Source organism: Streptomyces sp. 378 (assembly GCF_030124145.1).
Taxonomy (GTDB): Bacteria; Actinomycetota; Actinomycetes; order Streptomycetales; family Streptomycetaceae; genus Streptomyces.
The window spans coordinates 30,689-50,823 of the sequence record NZ_JASKMS010000013.1 but is presented as its reverse complement, the minus strand read 5'-3'; the positions used below and the strand labels follow the sequence as shown (position 1 = coordinate 50,823).

Below are 20,135 nucleotides of genomic sequence, written 5' to 3'. Positions count from 1 at the left end.
CCGCCCCGGCGGCCGCCCTGCCCGCCGTCGGGCCGGACAGCCCGGTTCCCGGCGCCTCCGCGAGGCGCCGGGAACCGGCACGGGCGTCACATGGACGTTCAGGCCGCGTGGACCACGTCCTTTTCCTCCGCGAAGTGGCAGGCCGACTCGTGGGCCGCCGGGGTGTCCGTGCCCTGGAAACGCTCCGGGACGGCCAGCAGGGGAACCTCCTGGGCGCACTTGTCCTCGGCCTTCCAGCAGCGGGTGCGGAAGCGGCAGCCCGAGGGCGGGTTGGCCGGGGAGGGGACGTCGCCGGTGAGGATGATCCGCTCGCGGCCCTCGCGGGACTCCGGGTCGGGGACCGGGACGGCCGACAGCAGCGCCTGGGTGTAGGGGTGCGTCGGGTGGTCGTAGATCTCCGTGTCCGTGCCGATCTCGGCCATCTTGCCGAGGTACATCACACCCACCCGGTCCGAGATGTGCCGGACGATCGACAGGTCGTGCGCGATGAAGAGGTAGGAGAGGTTGAACTCGTCCTGGAGCTTCTCCATCAGGTTGATGACCTGCGCCTGGACGGACACGTCCAGCGCGGAGACCGGCTCGTCGCAGATGATGATCTCGGGGTTCAGTGCCAGGCCGCGGGCGATGCCGATGCGCTGACGCTGACCGCCGGAGAACTGGTGCGGGTAGCGGTGGATGTACTCCGGGTTGAGACCGACCACATCCAGCAGGTCCTGGACCTTGCGGCGGCGGTCGCCCCGCGGCGCCACCTCGGGGTGGATCTCGAAGGTCTCCCCGATGATGTCGCCCACCGTCATACGGGGGTTCAGCGAGGTGTACGGGTCCTGGAACACCATCTGGATGTTCCGGCGGACCGCCTTCAGCGCGCGCCCGGACAGCTTGGTGATGTCCTGGCCCTTGTAGAAGATCTCGCCCGCGGTCGCCTTCTCCAGCATCATCAGCAGCTTGGCGACCGTGGACTTGCCACAGCCGGACTCGCCCACGATACCGAGCGTCTCGCCCTGGTAGAGGTCGAAGGAGACCCCGTCCACGGCCCTGACCGCGCCGATCTGACGCTTGAGCAGGATGCCCTGGGTCAGCGGGAAGTGCTTCACCAGGTTGCGCACCTGAAGGATGGGCTCACCGCGCTCGACCGGCGCCTGGATCGCGGCGACGGCCTCCTCGTGACTGGCGGCCTCGACCGTGTCGACCTCGGTCGTGTGGGGAGTGGCGTCCATGGACTCGTCCGTCTTCTCCAGGTCAGCCATGGATCGTCTCCTTCCAGAAGTGGCACGCGCTGCCGCGGCCGACGAGCTCGCCGCCGTCCCGCTCGGTGACCGGGTGCAGCGGCGGGACGTCCGTACGGCAGATGTCCTGCGCCTGCGGGCAGCGCGGGTTGAAGGCGCAACCGGACGGGATGCGCGTCAGGCTGGGCGGCAGGCCCTTGATCGCGTACAGGTCCTGGCCCTTCTGGTCCAGGCGCGGGATCGATTCGAGCAGACCCTTGGTGTAGGGGTGCGCGGGCCGCTTGTACAGCTGGTGCACGGGGGCCGTCTCCACGATCCGGCCCGCGTACATCACCGCGATCTTGTCCGCGACGTCGGCGACGACGCCGAGGTCGTGGGTGATCAGGATCAGACCCATGTTGTACTCGCGCTGGAGTTCCGCGAGCAGGTCCATGACCTGGGCCTGGACCGTCACGTCGAGGGCCGTGGTCGGCTCGTCGGCGATGATCAGGTCCGGCTCCAGGGCGAGCGCCATCGCGATCATGATGCGCTGGCGCATACCGCCGGAGAACTGGTGCGGGTAGTCGCCGACGCGCTCCCTGGCGGCCGGGATCTTCACGCGGTCCATCAGCTCGATGGCCTTGGCCTTGGCGTCCTTCTTGCTCAGGCCCTGGTGGACGCGGAACATCTCGCCGAGCTGGTAGCCGACGGACAGCACCGGGTTCAGCGCTGACAGCGCGTCCTGGAAGATCATCGCGATCTTCCTGCCCCGGATCTTGCGCCGGGCGTCGCCGGACATGGTGAGCATGTCCTCGCCCCGGTACAGGATCTGGCCCTGGGGGATCCGCCCGGGCGGCATGTCGAGGATGCCCATGATCGCCTGGGCGGTCACGGACTTGCCGGAGCCGGACTCGCCGAGCACGGCGAGGGTCTCGCCGGAGCTCACGGTGTAGTTGACGCCGTTGACGGCCTTGGCCACGCCGTCACGCGTGTGGAACTCGACGTGCAGATCGCGCACTTCGAGCAGGGGAACCTCGTCCCGGGCCGCGCCTCGCGGCTCGGGCACGTCACGGGTCTCTTCGATGGTGGTCACGTACGCCCTCCTCAGCGCAGCTTCGGGTCGAGGGCGTCGCGCACTGCGTCGCCGAGCATGATGAACGCGAAGACCGTCACGAAGAGCATGCCCGCCGGGAACAGCAGCGCGTGCGGGTTGTCCCGGATCACCTTGCTGCCCTCGGAGATGTCGATGCCCCATGAGATCGTCGGGTCGCTGAGGCCGAGGCCGAGGAACGACAGCGTCGCCTCAGCCGAAATGTAACCGCCGAGGGCGATCGTGGCCACGACGATGGTCGGCGCGAGCGCGTTCGGCATCACGTGGCGGAACAGGATCCGCGTGGTGCCGGCGCCCAGCGCCCTGGCCGCCGTCACGTAGTCGGCCTGCTTGGCCGTGATCACGGAACTACGAGTGACACGCGCGATCGAGGTCCAGCCCAGGGAGGCCAGGGCCAGGATCACCACGTACTCCTTGCGCTCGGTGAAGGCGTTCAGGACGACCATCGCACCGAGCAGGAAGGGCAGGCCGAAGAAGATGTCGATGATCCGGGAGATCACCGAGTCGATCCAGCCGCCGAAGTAGCCCGCCAGCATGCCGAGCAGGCCGCCGACCAGCGTGACCGCGGCGGTCACACCGACGGCGACCATGATGGAGGCGCGGGTGCCGTGGATGACGCGCGAGTAGATGGACCGGCCCTGCTGGTCGTAGCCGAACCAGTCGGGCTGGAAGAAGTGCGTCAGCTCCGGCTTGCCCAGATAGTGGTGGACGAGGTCGCCGTCGCGCGGGTTGACGCTGGCGAACCAGCCGGGGAACGCGGCGATCACGAGAAGCAGGACCAGGAGCACCGAGGACACCCAGAACATGGGGCGGTGCCGCAGGTCGTACCAGGCGTCTCCCCACAGGGAGCGGGGCTTCTCGCTCTTCTTGACGCTCTCCGGGGCGGGTACGCCGACGGCCGGCGGGGCCACGGCGTCCACGGTCGCGGAGTCGGTGGTCTGGGCCTTGGTCACGTCAGGCATACCGGATCCTCGGGTCCAGGACCGCGTACAGCAGGTCGATGAGCAGATTGATCAGGAGGATGACGAGGACGAGCACCGTCACCACACCCGTGACCGTCGAGCCCTCGCTCGTCTGGATCGCCCGGTAGAGCAGGTTGCCGACACCCTGGATGTTGAAGATGCCCTCGGTGATGACCGCGCCACCGATGAAGCCGCCGACGTCGGTGCCGACGAAGGTGACCACGGGGATCAGCGAGTTGCGGAGCAGGTGGACACCGATGATGCGGCGCCGGGGCAGGCCCTTGGCGAGCGCGGTGCGGATGTAGTCGGCCCGCAGGTTCTCGGCGAAGGTCGTCCGCGTCAGCCGGGCCACGTATGCCATGGACAGCATGGCGAGGACGAGGGCCGGCAGGAACAACTGTGAGAAGTCCGTGGAGTCCTGGACGTTGGGCGGCAGCCAGCCGAGTTCGTCGGCGAAGATGAACCGGGCGATGAAGCCGAGGACGAAGACCGGGATGGAGATCACGGTCAACGTGAAGATCAGCACGCCGGTGTCGGCCGGCTTGCCGGCCCTCAGGCCGGCCCACGCGCCGAGACCAACGCCGATGATGATCTCGATGGTGAGCGCCAGCAGCGTCAGCCGCAGCGTCACCGGGAAGGCGTTGGCCATCAGTTCGACGACCGGACGCCCGGACAGCGTCTTGCCGAAGTCTCCCTGGACGAGATTCACCATGTAGTGGAAGTACTGTTCGAGGACGGGCTTGTCGAAGCCGTACTCGCGCTTGATCTGCGCGATCTGTGCGGGATCGGGAGCCTTGTCCCCGTAGATGGCCCGGACCGGGTCGCCCGGCAGAATGTGGACCATCAGGAAGATCAACAGAGTTGTCCCGATGAAGATCGGGATCATCTGGAGCAGTCGCCTGGCGGCGTAGCGCCCCATCTTGCGCCTCCATGCCGTGAGGGGTCGGCGAGGCCTGCGCACTCATCTACCGCAGGTGAGGGGGGTGAGGTGGAGGCCTGTGCCTACGGACCGGCGCCGCCGCTCCCCTTGTGCGGGAGAGGCGGCACCGGTCTGCGGTCGTCTGGTTACTTCTGCTTGACCTGGATGGTGTCGAAGATCGGGTCACCGTCCTGGCCGTACTCGATCTTGCCCAGGATGTTCTTGGACTGACCGCTGTTGACCTTGTAGAACCAGAGCGGAATCGCCGGCATGTCCTTGGCGAGGAGCTGCTCCGCCTCCTGGTACATCTTCACGGTCTCGTCGATCGAGCTGGCCTTGTCCGCCTCGGAGCTCAGCTTGTCGAACTCCTTGTTGGAGTAACCGCTGGTGTTGCCCGCCGCCGTGGAGCCGTACAGGTCGCGCATGAAGTTCGAGTTGACCGGGTAGTCCAGCACCCAGCCACCGCGGTACATGGACTTGACCTGCTCCTTGTCACGGGCGTCGAGGTCGGCCTGGAAGGTCGGCTTCGGGTCGCCGGTGCACTCCACGCCGGTGGACGTGCGGATCGAGTTGCAGACCGCGTCGACCCAGGGCTTGTGGTCCTGGTCGGCGTTGTACTGGATCTGGATCTTGTTGCCCGGGACGCCGCCACCCTCCTGGATGAGCTTCTTGGCCTGGGCCGGGTCGAACTTGACGATGTCGCCGAGCGCGCCCTTCTTGTAGCCGAGGACGCCCGGGGCGACGTAGGAGTCGGCCGGGGTACGCGTGCCCTGGAGGACGGTCTTGGTGATCGTCTGGCGGTCGATCGCCATGGACAGACCCTGGATGACCTTGGGGTCGATGTCCTTGAACTGCTTGGTGTAGAACGCCGGGACGATCGACTGGACGGCCGAGTACGGCTCGTCGATGGCGCGGTCGCCGAGGTCCGTCTTGTAGTTCGTCAGCGCGGTGGTCGGGACCTGCTCGATCCAGTCCACGTTGTCCGAGCGCAGGTCCGAGTACGCGGCGTCGGCGGTCGTGTAGTTCTTGAAGTCGATGCCGCCGTTCTTGGCGACGTTCGGGCCCTTGTAGTCCGCGAACTTGCGGACCTTGATGAGCTTGTTGTGCTCCCAGGACACGAACTTGTACGGACCGTTGCCGACCGGCTTCTCGCCGAAGCCCTTCGGGTCCTTGAAGAAGGCCTCGGGCAGCGGCGCCCACACGTCGTAGCCCAGCTTGTACGCGAAGTACGAGACCGGCTGCGTCAGCTTGATCGTGAAGGTGTTGTCGTCGACGACCTTCAGACCCGACATCTTGTCGCTCTTCGGGTCACCCTTCTCCGGGTGCACGTCCTCGAAGCCGACGATGTCCGCGAACCAGCTGGAGTTGGTCTGGTTGTTCTTGATGTTGGCGGACCAGTTCCACGAGTCCACGTAGGACTGCGCGGTGACCGTGGTGCCGTCGTGGAACTTCCAGCCCGGCTTGAGCTTGACGGTCCACTCGGACGAGTCGTCGTTCGGCGTGACCGACTCGGCGTTGACGTACTCGAGCTTGCCGGTGCCGGGCTCGTAGTCGACCAGGCCGGAGAAGATCGTGCGCAGCACGCGGCTGCCCTGGCTCTCCTTGGCGTTGGCCGGCTGCAGCGGGTTCTGAGGTTCGCTCAGCTGCGCAGTGACGATGCCGTTCGGGTCGGCCTTCCCCTTGTTCATGTCGTCGCCGGCACTGTCATCTCCGCCGCCGCAGGCGGTGGCGGCCAGAGCGACGACTATCGCCCCCGCGACCCACTTGGCGCTCTTGGCACCGCGCATGGGTTCCTCCTATGAAGTCATTGGTTCACCGCAAAGGGGGCACAGGACAGATCACCGCCACAGCCCGTCGCCGGTGCCGGAAATCGTCAAATGCCCCCGCGCTCGTGAGTCGGCGCCGCCTGAAGCGGGTGACCTGTTCATCCGAGCTCTACGCGCCTAACTATCTGCCAAACACCAGGACCGAACCACACTCTCGAGGTCTCGGTTCGATCACAGCTCTCGCCTACATCTTCCAAAATCCGGACAAAGGGTTTGGTGAAAGATCCCTGCGAAACGGACTTGTTACACATCTATCGGTGTCGGCTGTCCGCATTCCGGACGCGAGAGTGAGATAAACCGCTTGCGACGTACCGTGGGTCCCGTGCAGGGTGCCACCGGAGTCTGTCGCGCGCTCAAGAAGCTTGTGCGGCAAGGCCGTTGTGCCTTCCCCTGAGCCGGGGAGACGTGGCGCTTCCGCAGCAGGGTAGTGGGAGAGGGCCGCCCCCGACGGCCGCCACCGGCAAATCGAGGGTTTTCCCTCACCCTTTCCTTTGCGTTCCCTCCCCTTTGACCACGCGCCCTTTCGATCACGCGCCACGAACAGCACCGGGCACCCCGCTCACGCGGAATGCCCGGTGCTGTCGTACTGCGGCAGGCGTCAGCCGTGCTTGGCGCGGCTCGCGGCGCGGGCGCGCTCGCGGGCGTCCAGGTTCACCTTGCGGATGCGCACGGCCTCCGGGGTGACCTCCACGCACTCGTCGTCCCGGCAGAACTCCAGGGACTGCTCCAGCGACAGCTTGCGCGGCGGGACGATCGACTCGGTCACGTCGGCCGTCGACGACCGCATGTTGGTGAGCTTCTTCTCCTTGGTGATGTTGACGTCCATGTCGTCGGCGCGGGAGTTCTCGCCGACGATCATGCCCTCGTACACCTCGGTGCCCGGCTCCACGAACAGCACGCCGCGCTCCTGGAGGTTGGTCATCGCGAAGGCGGTGACGGCACCGGAGCGGTCGGCGACCAGGGAGCCGTTGTTACGGGTCTGCAGCGTGCCGAACCAGGGCTCGAAGCCCTCGTGGATGGAGTGGCCGATGCCCGTGCCGCGGGTCTGGGTCAGGAACTCGGTCCGGAAGCCGATGAGACCCCGCGAGGGCACGACGAACTCCATGCGGACCCAGCCGGAGCCGTGGTTGGACATGTTGTCCATGCGGCCCTTGCGGACGCCCATGAGCTGCGTGACCGCGCCCATGTGCTCCTCGGGCACGTCGATCGTCATGCGCTCGACCGGCTCGTAGACCTTGCCGTCGACCTCCTTGGTGACGACCTGCGGCTTGCCGATGGTCAGCTCGAAGCCCTCCCGGCGCATCGTCTCGACCAGGATGGCCAGCGCCAGCTCACCACGGCCCTGCACCTCCCAGGCGTCCGGCCGCTCGGTGTCCAGCACCCGGAGGCTGACGTTACCGATCAGCTCGCGGTCGAGGCGGTCCTTGACCTGGCGGGCGGTGACCTTGCGGTCCTTGACGGCCGCCTTGTTGTCGGCGCCCTTGCCGGTGGCGCCGCGGCCGACCAGCGGGGAGGTGTTGGTGCCGATGACCATGGAGATCGCGGGCTCGTCCACGGTGATCAGCGGCAGCGCGACCGGGTTCTCCGGGTCGGCCAGGGTCTCGCCGATCATGATGTCCGGGATACCGGCCACGGCGCAGATGTCACCGGGGCCGGCCATCTCCGCCGGCTTGCGGGTGAGCGCCTCGGTCATCATCAGCTCGGAGATGCGGACACTGCTGACGGACCCGTCGCGCTTCATCCACGCGACCGTCTGGCCCTTGCGCAGCTCGCCCTGCTCGACGCGGAGCAGCGCGATACGGCCGAGGAAGTTGTCGGCGTCCAGGTTGGTGACGTGGGCCTGGAGCGGGGCGGCCTCGTCGTACGTCGGGGCCGGGATGTGCTCCAGGATCGTGGAGAAGAACGGCTCCAGGCTGGTGGAGTCGGGCGGGACCGTGCCGTTGTCCGGCTTGGTCAGCGAGGCGATGCCGTCGCGGCCGCAGGCGTAGACGATCGGGAACTCGATCTGCTCCTCGTCGGCGTCCAGGTCGAGGAAGAGATCGTAGGTCTCGTTGACGACCTCGTCGATCCGGGAGTCCGGGCGGTCCGTCTTGTTGATGCACAGGATGACGGGCAGCCGCTGCTGGAGCGCCTTGCGCAGCACGAAGCGGGTCTGCGGGAGCGGGCCCTCGGAGGCATCCACGAGCAGGACGACGCCGTCGACCATCGACAGACCGCGCTCCACCTCGCCACCGAAGTCGGCGTGGCCGGGGGTGTCGATGATGTTGATGGTGATGACGTCCCCCCCGTCCTTCGGGTGGTACTTCACCGCCGTGTTCTTGGCCAGGATCGTGATGCCCTTCTCACGCTCCAGGTCGTTCGAGTCCATCATGCGGTCGTCGACGCCTTCGAGCTGGTGCGCGGCGAAGGCGCCGGCCTGCTTCAGCATGCCGTCGACGATGGTGGTCTTGCCGTGGTCGACGTGGGCGACGATGGCGACGTTGCGGATGTCGTGGCGCGTGGCCATAAAAGGCGTACTCCCGGAGTGGTGAGGAAGGCCCTGCGCGTACGTCGGTGGTGCGCGGGCTCTGCCGGGCTCAACATGCCACGGCCTCACCCCATGGTACGGGGCTGCGGCCGCGAGGGTTAGCCGGGATACGTCGGTGCAGGTCAGGCCAGTTTCCAGGTGCTCGGCCCCGGCGCTGGGACCTGCTGGGGGTGGCCGGCCCCTCGCAGACCCGTTCGGCGACCTCCCGGGCCAGGGCCGAGTCGGGGCGCTCGTCGCAGCCGGTCAGGCCTGCTATGTCGATCCTCCAGTTCCGGGCATGGCCGGAGACGGTCCGGCCGTCGGGGCACGTGTGGCGGAAGTCCGCCGACACTTCCCTCACCCCGGCGTACTGGACGAACTCGCCCGCCGCGTGGGGCGTGACGCGGTCGGTGTCGAGCTCGGGGGCCGGGAGCCCGATGTCGGTGAAGGACCAGGTGTCGCCCCCCGCCTCGGCCAGGGTGCGCGCGTCGGACTCGATCGCGCCGGTCTTCTTGCCGAGCGAGAAGAGGATCTCCGCGGGGGACGGGGCCGGTCCGTCGGCGCGTACCGAGGGGCGGGGGGTGTACACCCGCCGCATCGGGTGCTGGAGAGCACCGCCGCCCTCGCGGAGGCGCTCGGGGGCGGATACGCCGGTCAGCCGGTCCCGCTCGGTGAGGCGGGACCAGGTGAAGGTGCCGGTCGCGCAAGCCTTCGCGGCGGGCCGGACCGTCTTGCGGTCGGCCCCGTCGCCGCCCGCATCCCCCGCGCAGGCCGTCAGTCCCGTCACCAGCACCCCGACGAGCAGACCGGCTGTGCAACCCCGCCCCACCATGCCGCGCATCCGCCCGCCCCCGTCCCCCGCGCACGGACGCCCGGCGTCCCACCATGATCACTACTGGTCTCATGGTGGGACGCCGGGCGCGGGGCGGCAAGGCACTTGAGCGTTCCCAGAGCTACGGAGTGGCCGAGCCCTTCGCCGACGGGCCCGACGCCGGCTTCATGCCCTTCTTCAGGAAGCCCATGTCCTCGTAGACCGGCGTGCCGAAGCCGAAGGCTCCGGTGTTGACCAGGTTCTTGCGGGCCGCCAGGAGCTGGGGGCGCTGGAAGAGGGGGATCGAGCCGGCCGCGGCCCAGATGCGGGAGTCGGCCTTGCGGATCAGCGAGCGGGACTCGTCCTCGTCGAGGGTGGCCACGGCCTCGTCGAAGAGCTGGTCGACCTGGTCGGTGCCGACCCGCGTGTAGTTCTGCTCGACGTTCAGCGAGCCGTCGGCGGCCGGGACGGGCTTGGCGTAGACGGGCCGGGCGTCGGTGGCGGGGAACGCCGTGGCGGGCCAGGAGTACAGGGCCAGGTCGTACTGGCCGGAGGCGATGTGGTCCTTGAAGTAGGACTCGTCGGAGACCTTGGAGATCTCCGTGCCGATGCCCACGCGCTCCAGCATGCGGGAGATGCGGTCCGCGACCGTGCGCAGCGTCTGGGAGCCGGGCCCGGACGGGAGGACGAAGCGGAGCGTGAGGGGCTTGCCGTTCTTGGCGAGCCGGGCGGACTCCTGGTTCGCCGGGGCGGCGGTGCCCCTGGGGGCGTACGCGCCGGGCACGCCGCCCTGATGGGGCTTGTACTGCTTGCCGTCCTGGGCGAGGTGGCCGGCGGGGTCCGGTCCGCGGTGCGCCTTGTCGTCCTCGCCGACGACGTACGTGCCGTCGTCGTCCGGCTTCTCCCCGGAGCCGCCGTCGGTCTTCTCCGCCTCGGAGCCGGCCGCCTTCTCCTTCTTCTTCTGTTCCTCGACCGGGCCGCCGCGCACCCACCCGGCGTCCGCGAGCAGCGCCTGGGCCTCCTTGGTGTCCTGGCCGCCGAGGGCGCCGCTGTTGTCGGCGTATGCGGCCTGGCCGGACAGGGCCAGGTGGCTGCCGACCGGGACGGCGGGCAGGCCGAGAGGTTCCAGGACGGCCTTGGCCAGCTCCTTGCGGTCCAGGGCGCGGGCGACGGCCCTGCGGACGCGTTCGTCGGCGAGGGGGCCCTCGGCGCCGTTGAGGGCGAGCTGGGTGTAGGCGGGCTCCAGGGACTTGCGCACCTCGAAGCCCTTGAGGGCCTGCTGCTGCCGGGCGTACTTGGCCACGGCCTTGCGCAGCTTCTTGCGGGCGACGGTCTCCTCGTCGGCGGCGTCCTCGTCGGAGCCGTTGGCGACGGCCCAGGAGTGCAGGGAGTCCGCGGCGGACCGGTCGGCGCCGGGGCCCATCAGCGGGCTGGTGGAACTCGACGGGCGGGCGGCGACGGTGATGCGGCGGGCCGCGGAGGGGTCGATCTCGGCCAGGTCGAGGGTGCCGGCGGCCAGCGCGGCGGCCCGCTTGTCGCGCGGGACGGCGCGCAGCTCGATCTCGGAGAGCTTGGCGGGCTCGCCCCACCAGCGTGGGTTGCGGGTGAGGGTGACGCGCTCGTCGTCGCGGTCGACCTTCCGCACCGTGAAGGGACCGGCCGTGACCTTGAGCTTCTTGCGGGCCCCGTCGTTGAAGGAGTCCGGGGTGCCCATGACGTCCTTCGGGTACAGCGGCGAGAACAGCGAGCGCCAGTCCGCGTAGGGGCGGCCGAAGGTGACCCGGACCTCCAGGGCGCTGTCGCCGCGCTCGATCTTCTGAATCCGTTCGTAGCCGGCGTTGCGGGCGGTCCAGTAGGCGGTGTCCTTGCCGGACAGGGCACGCCACTGGGCGGCGAAGTCGGCGGCGCCGATCTCCCGGCCGTCGCTCCAGACGGCCTGCTGGTTGAGCTTGTACAGCACGACCTGCTTGGGCTCGGTGTCGACGACCTCGGCGGACTCCAGATAGTCGGGGTTGCGCTCGGGGCGGCCGGAGGTGTTCATGCGGAACATCGACGGCAGGACGGCCTGGGCGACACGGGTGGTGGTGGCGTCGGCGTCCGACTGGAACGTGTTCAGGGTGTCGGGCACGGAGTCGACGGCCCAGCGCAGGGTGCCGCCGTCGGTGATCCGGTCGCGGGGGGCGGGCTGGATGTCCTGCCCGGCGAGCGGCTTGCCGGACGGGTCGTCCGAGCCGCATCCGGCGAGCGCGGGCACCGCGAGCACACCCGCGGTGAGGAAGGCGACCGAGCGCGTGACCGCACGCGGGCCGACACCGTGCTGGGACATCTGTGCTACCTCCGGGGAGCCGCGGGCGTTATGATCACTTTTGGCGGTATTTGGAGCTCATCTGATGTATGCGGCCACTGAAGAGGAAAGGGTTCGGCAGCACAGGGCGACACGGCGGTCACGGGCGGGAAGCCACCCGTGCGGCGCAACGCACCGCTGGGTGCACCCACACGCCTCGGCCAATCGATGCACATCCCTTCACAGCACAAGGTGTGACGCGCAACACTCGCAGGCGCATGAACGTTGCCGCCTTGGGCCACGAAGGACCCGCGGAAGTGAGGGCAAGGCATGTCCGTTCACGACGAACTGACGTCAGTCCAGCGCAATCTCGACGAGGTGTTCCGGTCGCTGGGACGCCTGGAGAAGCAGCTCGGCACCGGCGGCCTGGAGATGCGCCGCGTCCGTGCCGACGCCAACCACCTGCGCGAGAGCGTCGCGCTGCTGCGCGACGCCGCGGCATCCACGGCCGCGCCGACCCGCCCCGAGCTGGTCACCATCTCCGACACGCCGTACGACGCCGCCCTGTGGAGCGACTCGGACGACGAGGGGCTCGGTGCCCGGGACCGGCGCGCTCCCTGACCCGGGGAGGAGTCGAGCGCGACCGGCACCTCCCCCGAACCCGACCGGAGTCGTCACGTGGCCACTGGTACGGAACCCCCTGCCACCGCACCCCATCACCCGAGCGGCGGAGTGCGGGGCGGTACGCGCGCCGCGATCGCCGCCCCGCACCTGCGCACCGACCGCTGGTGGCTGGCCCCGGCCGGCACGGCCGCGGGCCTGCTCGCGTTCATCGTCTACTCGACCTGGCGGGCCTTCGCCGGTGCGGACTACTACGCGGCGCCGTACGTCTCCCCGTTCTACTCGCCCTGTCTGGCGGAGAACTGCGAGCCGATGAAGTCCGGCCCCAACTGGGAGATCTTCGGAAGCTGGTGGGGCATCTCGCCCGCGATCATCATCCTGATCTTCCCGCTCGGCTTCCGCCTGACCTGCTACTACTACCGCAAGGCCTACTACCGGGGCTTCTGGGCGTCCCCGCCGGCCTGCGCGGTCGCCGAGCCGCACAAGAAGTACACCGGCGAGACCCGCTTCCCGCTGATCCTGCAGAACATCCACCGGTACTTCTTCTACGCCGCGATCGTGGTGGCCGGGATCCTGACCTACGACACCGTGCTGGCCTTCCGCGACGAGAGCTACGCGTGGGGCCACATGGGCCTCGGCACGCTCGTGTTCCTGGTCAACATCGTGCTCATCTGGGCGTACACGATCTCCTGCCACTCCTGCCGGCACATCGTCGGCGGCAAGCTCAAGCACTTCTCCAAACACCCCCTGCGCTACCGGATGTGGCAGTGGGTGGGAAAGCTCAACGCCCGGCACATGCAGCTGGCCTGGGCGTCGCTGGTGAGCGTGGCGCTCGCCGACTTCTACGTCTACCTGGTCGCGTCCGGCGTCTTCGACGATCCGCGCTTCTTCTAGAGGGATGGGGCCTTACCGATGTCCGTGGTCGACCGGCAGGAATGGGACGTCGTCGTGGTGGGCGCGGGCGGTGCCGGGCTGCGCGCCGCCATCGAGGCCCGCGAGCGGGGCGCCCGTACGGCCGTGATCTGCAAGTCGCTGTTCGGCAAGGCGCACACGGTGATGGCGGAGGGCGGCATCGCCGCCGCGATGGCCAACGTCAACAGCGGCGACAACTGGCGGGTGCACTTCCGCGACACCATGCGCGGCGGGAAGTTCCTCAACCAGTGGCGGATGGCCGAGCTGCACGCGCAGGAGGCGCCGCAGCGGGTGTGGGAGCTGGAGACCTGGGGAGCGCTGTTCGACCGCACCGAGGACGGCCGGATCTCCCAGCGCAACTTCGGCGGCCACGAGTACCCGCGCCTCGCGCACGTCGGTGACCGCACGGGCCTGGAGCTGATCCGCACCCTCCAGCAGAAGATCGTCTCGCTCCAACAGGAGGACTTCCGCGAGACCGGCGACTACGAGTCCCGGCTGAAGGTCTTCCAGGAGTGCACGGTCACGCGTGTCCTCAAGGAGGGCGGCCGCGTCTGCGGCGTGTTCGGCTACGAGCGCGAGTCGGGCCGCTTCTTCGTGCTGGAGGCACCGGCCGCGGTGATCGCCACCGGCGGCATCGGCAAGTCCTTCAAGGTGACGTCGAACTCGTGGGAGTACACCGGCGACGGCCACGCGCTGGCCCTCCTCGCGGGCGCTCCCCTGCTGAACATGGAGTTCGTGCAGTTCCACCCGACCGGCATGGTCTGGCCGCCGTCGGTGAAGGGCATCCTCGTCACCGAGTCGGTGCGCGGCGACGGCGGTGTGCTGCGCAACTCCGACGGCAAGCGGTTCATGTTCGACTACATCCCCGACGTCTTCAAGGACAAGTACGCCGAGACCGAGGAGGAGGGCGACCGCTGGTACGACGACCCGGACCACAACCGGCGCCCGCCCGAGCTGCTCCCCCGCGACGAGGTCGCGCGGGCGATCAACACCGAGGTGAAGGAGGGGCGCGGCTCCCCGCACGGGGGCGTGTTCCTGGACGTGTCGACCCGGATGCCCGCGGAGGTCATCAAGCGGCGGCTGCCGTCGATGTACCACCAGTTCAAGGAGCTGGCGGACGTCGACATCACGGCCGAGGCGATGGAGGTCGGGCCCACCTGCCACTACGTGATGGGCGGGATCGCGGTCGAGTCCGACACGGCGGCGGCCCGCGGGGTGCCCGGGCTGTACGCGGCCGGTGAGGTCGCCGGCGGCATGCACGGCTCCAACCGGCTGGGCGGCAACTCCCTGTCCGACCTGCTGGTGTTCGGCCGCCGGGCGGGCCGGCACGCCGCCGAGTACGCGGCGGGACCGGCCGGGGCGCGGCCCGTCGTGGACGACGTCCAGGTCGACGCCGCCGCCGCCGAGGCCCTGCGGCCCTTCTCGGCCGAGGCGGAGATCGAGGAACCGGCGGGCGGGCCGCCGGAGAACCCCTACACCCTCCACCAGGAACTCCAGCAGACGATGAACGACCTGGTCGGCATCATCCGCCGCGAGCCGGAGATGGAGCAGGCCCTGCGGAAGCTGGCCGAGCTGCGGGTCCGGGCGCGGCGGGCCGGGGTCGAGGGGCACCGGCAGTTCAACCCGGGCTGGCACCTCGCCCTGGACCTCAGGAACATGCTGCTGGTCAGCGAGTGCGTGGCGCGGGCCGCGCTGGAGCGCACCGAGTCGCGCGGCGGTCACACGCGCGAGGACCATCCGGGCATGGACCGCGAGTGGCGCCGGATCAACCTGCTGTGCGCGCTCACCGACCCGACGGGCGGCCTGGCGGCGACGGACCCGGTCCGCGGCCAGATCACCCTCACCCGCGAGACCACCGAACCCGTCCGTGCCGACCTGCTCGCCCTGTTCGACAAGGAGGAGCTGGTCAAGTACCTCTCCGAAGAGGAGCTCTACGAATGAGCGGCTATACGGCCCACTTCAAGGTGTGGCGCGGGGACGTGAGCGGCGGCGGCCTGGAGGACTTCGAGGTCGAGGTCAACGAGGGTGAGGTGGTGCTCGACATCATCCACCGCCTCCAGGCCACCCAGGCGCCCGACCTCGCCGTGCGCTGGAACTGCAAGGCCGGCAAGTGCGGTTCCTGCTCGGCGGAGATCAACGGCCGGCCGCGGCTGCTGTGCATGACGCGCATGTCGGTCTTCGAGCGTCAGGAGACGATCACGGTGACGCCGCTGCGAGCGTTCCCGGTCGTCCGCGACCTGGTCACCGATGTCGGCCTCAACTACCAGAAGGCGAGAGAGGTCCCGGCCTTCGTCCCGCCGCCCGGACTCGCCCCGGGCGAGTACCGCATGATGCAGGAGGACGTGGACCGGTCGCAGGAGTTCCGCAAGTGCATCGAGTGCTTCCTGTGCCAGGACACCTGCCATGTGGTCCGTGACCACGAGGAGAACAAGCAGGCGTTCGCCGGGCCCCGTTACCTGATGCGGATCGCCGAGCTGGACATGCATCCGCTGGACTCGGCGGCGGAGACGGGCCTGGACCGCCGGACCACCGCCCAGGACGACCACGGCCTGGGCTACTGCAACATCACCAAGTGCTGCACGGAGGTCTGCCCCGAGGGCATCAAGATCACGGACAATGCGCTGATCCCCCTGAAGGAACGGGCGGTCGACCGCAAGTACGACCCGCTGGTGTGGCTGGGTTCGAAGATCAGGAGGCGTTCCTCGGCGGGCTGATCATTCGCCGACCCAGTCCTCCTTGTACGCGCGCCAGTCCGCCTCGGTCGCCGCGAAGTCGATGTACAGCGCGACACCGAAGTTGGCCCGGTCCGCGTCCGTGCGGGACAGACCGAGGCGGACGCCCCGGACGGCGGCGGGCACGGTCTCGGCATGGCCCCAGTGGTCGAAGTTGCTCTCCCAGTAGAAGGGCAGGCCCATCAGCAGGTCGGTGGAGGGCGGGGTGACCTCCAGGGCGAGGGAGGTCTGCTGGGCGACGTAGCCGCCGTAGGTGCTCTCCAGAGGCTGGGCGGTGTCGTACGACATCACGGCGATCTGGTCGACGCGGCGGGCGACCTGGCCGAAGAACTCCTGCGACCACCACTTGGGGTGTTCGGTGAAGAAGCCGAACACGGTGTGGAGGGCCGGGAGCGGGTCGATCTGGTGGGCGGCGACGGACAGTCGCGCGTCACGGGAGCGCGTCTCGCGGCGCAGGGCGTCGAGGAGGGCGAGGTAGTCGCGGTCGCCGGACGGCATGGGCTCCAGGTCGAGGTGGATGCCCTCGTAGCCGGTGTCCAGGACCTGGCGGGCGGAGCGGACGACGGCGGCGCGGGTGTCCGCGTCGGCCAGACGCATGCCGTCGGGGCCCTCGGTGGCCAGGACGTCACCGAGGAAGGCCTGGACGCGGACGCCGGGCAGTTTCTCGTGCACGGCGTCGATGAACCAGCGGGCCCTCGGATAGAGCGACTCGGGAAGCGTGCCGTCGTGTTCCAGCGGGCCCGAGTGGACGTACAGGTCGCGGATGCCGGTGCCTTGGAGGCGGCGGGCGAGGGCGGTGACGTCGGCGTCCTTCTTACGGCCGTCGACCCAGGCGTGGCCCAGCCAGAGGGCGTCGCGGTCGCGGGTGCGGGTGCCGTCGGCCGGGTCCCCCATGTAGTTGACGCGCAGGGCGGTCAGGACGGACAGGAGCGGGAGCAGCAGGAGCAGGGGGAGGGCGACGGCCGTGCGTCTGACCCACCGCCGGCGTCTCGTGCCGCCGTCCCGGCGGGGCGGGGGATCCGCCTGGGGTGGTGGGGAGTTCTCGTCATCGCCGGCTTCCGTGCGCTCCATGCCGTCTCCCCTCGGTGGTGTGGTCGATGTTGCCGGGGAGGACGATCAGCACGGACGTTCGGTTGCGATCAGTCGAGGTTTCCGGCCAGGTGCCGTACGCGCGGATGCTCCTGCGTGGGCCAGGGCGGCGGGGACGGCGGCAGGCCGGTGGTGTCGGCGGCCTGGTGGCGACTTCGGCGGCAGGCCGGTGGTGTCGGCAGCCTGGTGGCGGAGAGCGAGGTGGGTCGGACCGTCGCGGGCGAAGGTCGTGGAGGCCTACCGGCGCGGGAGGGATCGGCCGCCTCGACGGCGAACGACGACGTCCACCGGCGCAGGACCTCGACCCCGCGCAACGCGGTCGGCCCGGCCGCGTCGCGGGGCCCCGGGGGCACAGGGACGAGGGCGCAGACCGTCGCTTCGCCTCGGCCGGGAGCCCGGGTCGTGGGGACGGGGACGGGACGATCGGACGGTGGCGGTCGGCCCGCTGTCAGAACAGGCTCAGCAGTGCCTCCGCCGGGTCCGTCAGCCTCGTGTCCCCTCCGGGGAGGGGCAGTTCGAACCACACCGTCTTCCCCCGGGGCGTGCGGCGGGAGCCCCACGCCGCGCTGAGGAGGCCGACGAGCTGGAGGCCTCGGCCGCCCTCGTCGGTGTCGCGGGCGCGGCGGCGGCGTGGCTGGACCAGGCCGGAGTCCCAGACCTCGCAGACCAGAGTGCGGTCGAGCAGAAGGCGCAGGCGGATCTCGCCCTCGCCGTAGCGCAGGGCGTTGGTGACCAGCTCGCTGACCAGCAGCTCCGTGGTGTCGACCAGGGGCTCCATGCCCCAGGCGAGCAGCTGGGCACGCGCGTACTCGCGGGCCCGGCCCACGCTGCGCGGCTCGCGCGGCAGGGTCCAGTCGCCCACGGAATCCGTGGGCAGCCCCTGTACACGTGCCATCAACAGCGCGATGTCGTCCTCGCCGTGATGGGTGTCGAGGGTGTTGAGGACGTGGTCGCAGACGTCCTCCAGGGGCTGGGTCGGGTCGGAGAGCGCGCTGACGAAGGCTTGCAAGCCCTCGTCCAGGGGGTGATCGCGGCTTTCGACCAGTCCATCCGTGTAGAGCGCGAGCAGCGCGCCTTCGGGGAGTTCGACCTCGACCTCCTCGAAGGGCTCGCCGCCGACGCCGAGCGGCATGCCCGGCGGCACGTCGAGCATCAGCGCCGGCTCGCCCGGCTCGACGAGGACGGGCGGCAGATGGCCCGCGTTGGCGAAGGTGCAGCGCCGGGTGACGGAGTCGTAGACGGCGTAGACGCAGGTGGCGAGGTACACCTCCGAGAGGTCCGCCTCCCGGGGGCGGCGAGCCGCCCGGGTCGCCTGCTGCACGCCGCCGGGGGCGCCGAGGCCGCGGGCGATCTCGTCCAACTGGGAGAGCACCTCGGCCGGTTCGAGGTCGAGCTGGGCCAGGGTGCGGACGGCCGTGCGGAGTTCGCCCATGGCGACGGCGGCGCGCAGGCCGCGGCCCATGACGTCGCCGACGACCAGCGCGGTGCGGTGCCCGGGGAGTTCGATGACGTCGAACCAGTCCCCGCCGACCTCGCTGGGGCGGCCGGTGTTGACGTTGCCGGGCAGGTAGCGGCAGGCGATGTCGAGGCCGGAGGCCTCCGGGTCGCCGGGCGGGAGCAGGGACCGTTGCAGTATCAACGCGCGTTCGTGTTCACGCCGGTAGAGGCGGGCGTTGTCGATGCAGACCGCGGCACGGGCGGCGAGTTCGACGGCCAGGTCCCGGTCTCGGTCGCCGAACGGCTCGCTGCCCTTCGTGCGGGCGAACTGCACGAGTCCCACGACGGTGTCGTGGGCGACCATCGGCACGGCGAGCGTGGACTGCACGAGCCCGCCGTCCTCGCCCGGGACGGTCTGGGGTCGGGCCGTGCGCAGGGCGTCCGCGCAGGGCGAGTTGAACGGGTAGTGGTGGACGGCACCGACCGCGACGGGTACGCCGGTGCCGGCGAAGGGCGCGTCGGACACGGCGCTGGCGAAGGCCACGCGGCGCAGTTCGCCACTGCCGTCTGCGAGCCCGGGCGGGGTCTCGTCGCCGACCAGCAGGCCCTGGTAGAGGTCGACGGTGGCCAGGTCGCAGAAGCCGGGGACGACGACGTCGAGGAGCTGGCGGGCGGTGGTCTCCAGGTCGAGGGAGTTGCCGATGCGGGCGCCCGCCTCGTTCAGCAGGGCGAGATTGCGCCGCGCGGCGGCTGCCTCGCGGGCCGCGGCGCGCCGGGCGGTGATGTCGGTGCCGAGCCAGGCGATGCCGATGGGGCGGCCCGAACCGCTGTGCACGCGGTAGAGGTTGACGGACCAGTGACGGCGCTCGTCGGAGCCCGGCACGAAGCCGGTGATGTGCATGTCCGTGATGGAGTTGCCGCTCTCCAGCACGCGGCGCAGGGTCGCGGCGACCCGCTCGGCCTCGCCGCGCTGGAGGTAGTCGTGGACGCCCTTGCCGCGGTGGTCGTCGGGCGTGCCGCCGAAGATGGACGCGAACCGCTGGTTGGCGCGGCGGACCCGCAGGTCGGAGTCGATCAGCAGGAAACCGAACGGGGATTGACTGAAAATGGCCTGCGAGGCGGCGAGGTCGGTCTCGATGCTGCGCAGGGTGCGCACGTCGACGACGATGCAGACGGCCGCCTTGTCGCCCTCCTGGGTGCGCGTCGGCATGACGTACACCTCGGCGAGCCCTTCGTTGCCGCACTCCCCCTCGACGCCCTTCGGCATCCGGAAGGGCACCACGCCGGTCCACTCGCGTCCGTCGAGGATCTCGGCCATCTTGCGCATGCCGCGCTCGCGGTGGCGCGGGTCGATGAACGCCTCGATGGGGTCCATGCCGACGGCCTTGTCGGCGGAGATGCCGAAGAGGTGCTCCGCGCGCAGGCTCCACTGCTCGACCAGCCCGTCGGGGCCGATGGAGAAGGACGCGACCTTGATGTAGTCGTAGATGGATCCGGGGGGACTGCTCTGCCACATGGCGTCCCCGGAGCGCACCCCGTCGGCGGCGAGCGCACCTCCCACCGCGGAGGCCAGGCCGTCGACGGCCCTCGCCCTCGCGCCCGCCGACGGGTCCTCGGACTCCGTGGCCTTCGCTGGTATCTCGCTCACGCGAACCGTCCCCTCCAGCTCACCGCGCCCGGCACCGGTCACCGGGGGCGGCTGCCCGCAGTATCCAGCACT

The 20,135-nt window shown here is 69.8% G+C and carries 14 protein-coding genes; 4 read left to right on the top strand and 10 right to left on the bottom strand.

The features are described 5' to 3' along the window. Window positions 1–98: 98 nt before the first annotated feature. The 8 genes from QNO09_RS19155 to QNO09_RS19120 all read right to left on the bottom strand — a co-directional run bounded on the left by QNO09_RS19155 (window position 99) and on the right by QNO09_RS19120 (window position 11,666). Window positions 99–1,247: an ABC transporter ATP-binding protein gene (locus tag QNO09_RS19155; RefSeq protein WP_283971424.1), complete on the bottom strand. Its 1,149-nt coding sequence runs from the start codon at window positions 1,245–1,247 to the stop codon at window positions 99–101. Continuing rightward, window positions 1,240–2,298, bottom strand: coding sequence for an ABC transporter ATP-binding protein (locus QNO09_RS19150; protein ID WP_283971423.1), 1,059 nt, complete (start codon window positions 2,296–2,298; stop codon window positions 1,240–1,242). The genes QNO09_RS19155 and QNO09_RS19150 overlap by 8 nt, the downstream gene beginning before the upstream one ends. A gap of 11 nt (window positions 2,299–2,309) precedes the next feature. Beyond that, window positions 2,310–3,278 (bottom strand): ABC transporter permease, encoded by a 969-nt coding sequence (locus QNO09_RS19145; RefSeq protein ID WP_283971422.1) that lies wholly within the window; start codon window positions 3,276–3,278, stop codon window positions 2,310–2,312. Beyond that, the gene (locus QNO09_RS19140; RefSeq protein ID WP_283971421.1) at window positions 3,271–4,197 is read right to left on the bottom strand and encodes an ABC transporter permease; all 927 of its coding nucleotides are present in this window, start codon (window positions 4,195–4,197) and stop codon (window positions 3,271–3,273) included. Before QNO09_RS19140 ends, QNO09_RS19145 begins: the two co-directional genes overlap by 8 nt. 146 nt (window positions 4,198–4,343) lie before the next feature. Beyond that, window positions 4,344–5,984 (bottom strand): peptide ABC transporter substrate-binding protein, encoded by a 1,641-nt coding sequence (locus QNO09_RS19135; RefSeq protein WP_283971420.1) that lies wholly within the window; start codon window positions 5,982–5,984, stop codon window positions 4,344–4,346. Between the two features lie 637 nt (window positions 5,985–6,621). After that, complete coding sequence (typA, locus tag QNO09_RS19130) at window positions 6,622–8,529, bottom strand: translational GTPase TypA (protein WP_283971419.1); 1,908 nt, start codon at window positions 8,527–8,529, stop codon at window positions 6,622–6,624. A 70-nt stretch (window positions 8,530–8,599) separates the two neighbouring features. Continuing rightward, window positions 8,600–9,361 carry a hypothetical protein gene (locus QNO09_RS19125; protein WP_283971418.1) on the bottom strand — a complete coding sequence of 254 codons (762 nt, stop codon included), beginning with the start codon at window positions 9,359–9,361 and terminating at the stop codon, window positions 8,600–8,602. Between the two features lie 121 nt (window positions 9,362–9,482). After that, window positions 9,483–11,666: an ABC transporter family substrate-binding protein gene (locus tag QNO09_RS19120; RefSeq protein WP_283971417.1), complete on the bottom strand. Its 2,184-nt coding sequence runs from the start codon at window positions 11,664–11,666 to the stop codon at window positions 9,483–9,485. A 288-nt stretch (window positions 11,667–11,954) separates the two neighbouring features. Here QNO09_RS19120 and QNO09_RS19115 point away from each other — a divergent pair, with 288 nt between their 5' ends. From QNO09_RS19115 to QNO09_RS19100, 4 genes are read left to right on the top strand one after another with little or no spacing between them, the layout of a single operon-like run. Next, window positions 11,955–12,245: an Rv0250c family protein gene (locus QNO09_RS19115; RefSeq protein WP_283971416.1), complete on the top strand. Its 291-nt coding sequence runs from the start codon at window positions 11,955–11,957 to the stop codon at window positions 12,243–12,245. A 57-nt stretch (window positions 12,246–12,302) separates the two neighbouring features. Then, window positions 12,303–13,139, top strand: coding sequence for a succinate dehydrogenase subunit SdhC (sdhC, locus tag QNO09_RS19110; RefSeq protein WP_283971415.1), 837 nt, complete (start codon window positions 12,303–12,305; stop codon window positions 13,137–13,139). Between the two features lie 18 nt (window positions 13,140–13,157). Next, window positions 13,158–15,098, top strand: coding sequence for a fumarate reductase/succinate dehydrogenase flavoprotein subunit (locus QNO09_RS19105; protein ID WP_283971414.1), 1,941 nt, complete (start codon window positions 13,158–13,160; stop codon window positions 15,096–15,098). Then, window positions 15,095–15,871, top strand: a complete 777-nt coding sequence (locus tag QNO09_RS19100; RefSeq protein ID WP_283971413.1) for a succinate dehydrogenase/fumarate reductase iron-sulfur subunit — start codon at window positions 15,095–15,097, stop codon at window positions 15,869–15,871. The genes QNO09_RS19105 and QNO09_RS19100 overlap by 4 nt, the downstream gene beginning before the upstream one ends. On the opposite strand, the gene QNO09_RS19095 is transcribed toward QNO09_RS19100, so the two are convergent. Beyond that, complete coding sequence (locus QNO09_RS19095; protein ID WP_283971412.1) at window positions 15,872–16,960, bottom strand: glycoside hydrolase family 18 protein; 1,089 nt, start codon at window positions 16,958–16,960, stop codon at window positions 15,872–15,874. A 466-nt stretch (window positions 16,961–17,426) separates the two neighbouring features. After that, window positions 17,427–20,063 (bottom strand): SpoIIE family protein phosphatase, encoded by a 2,637-nt coding sequence (locus QNO09_RS19090; RefSeq protein ID WP_283971411.1) that lies wholly within the window; start codon window positions 20,061–20,063, stop codon window positions 17,427–17,429. Between the last annotated feature and the right edge of the window lie 72 nt (window positions 20,064–20,135).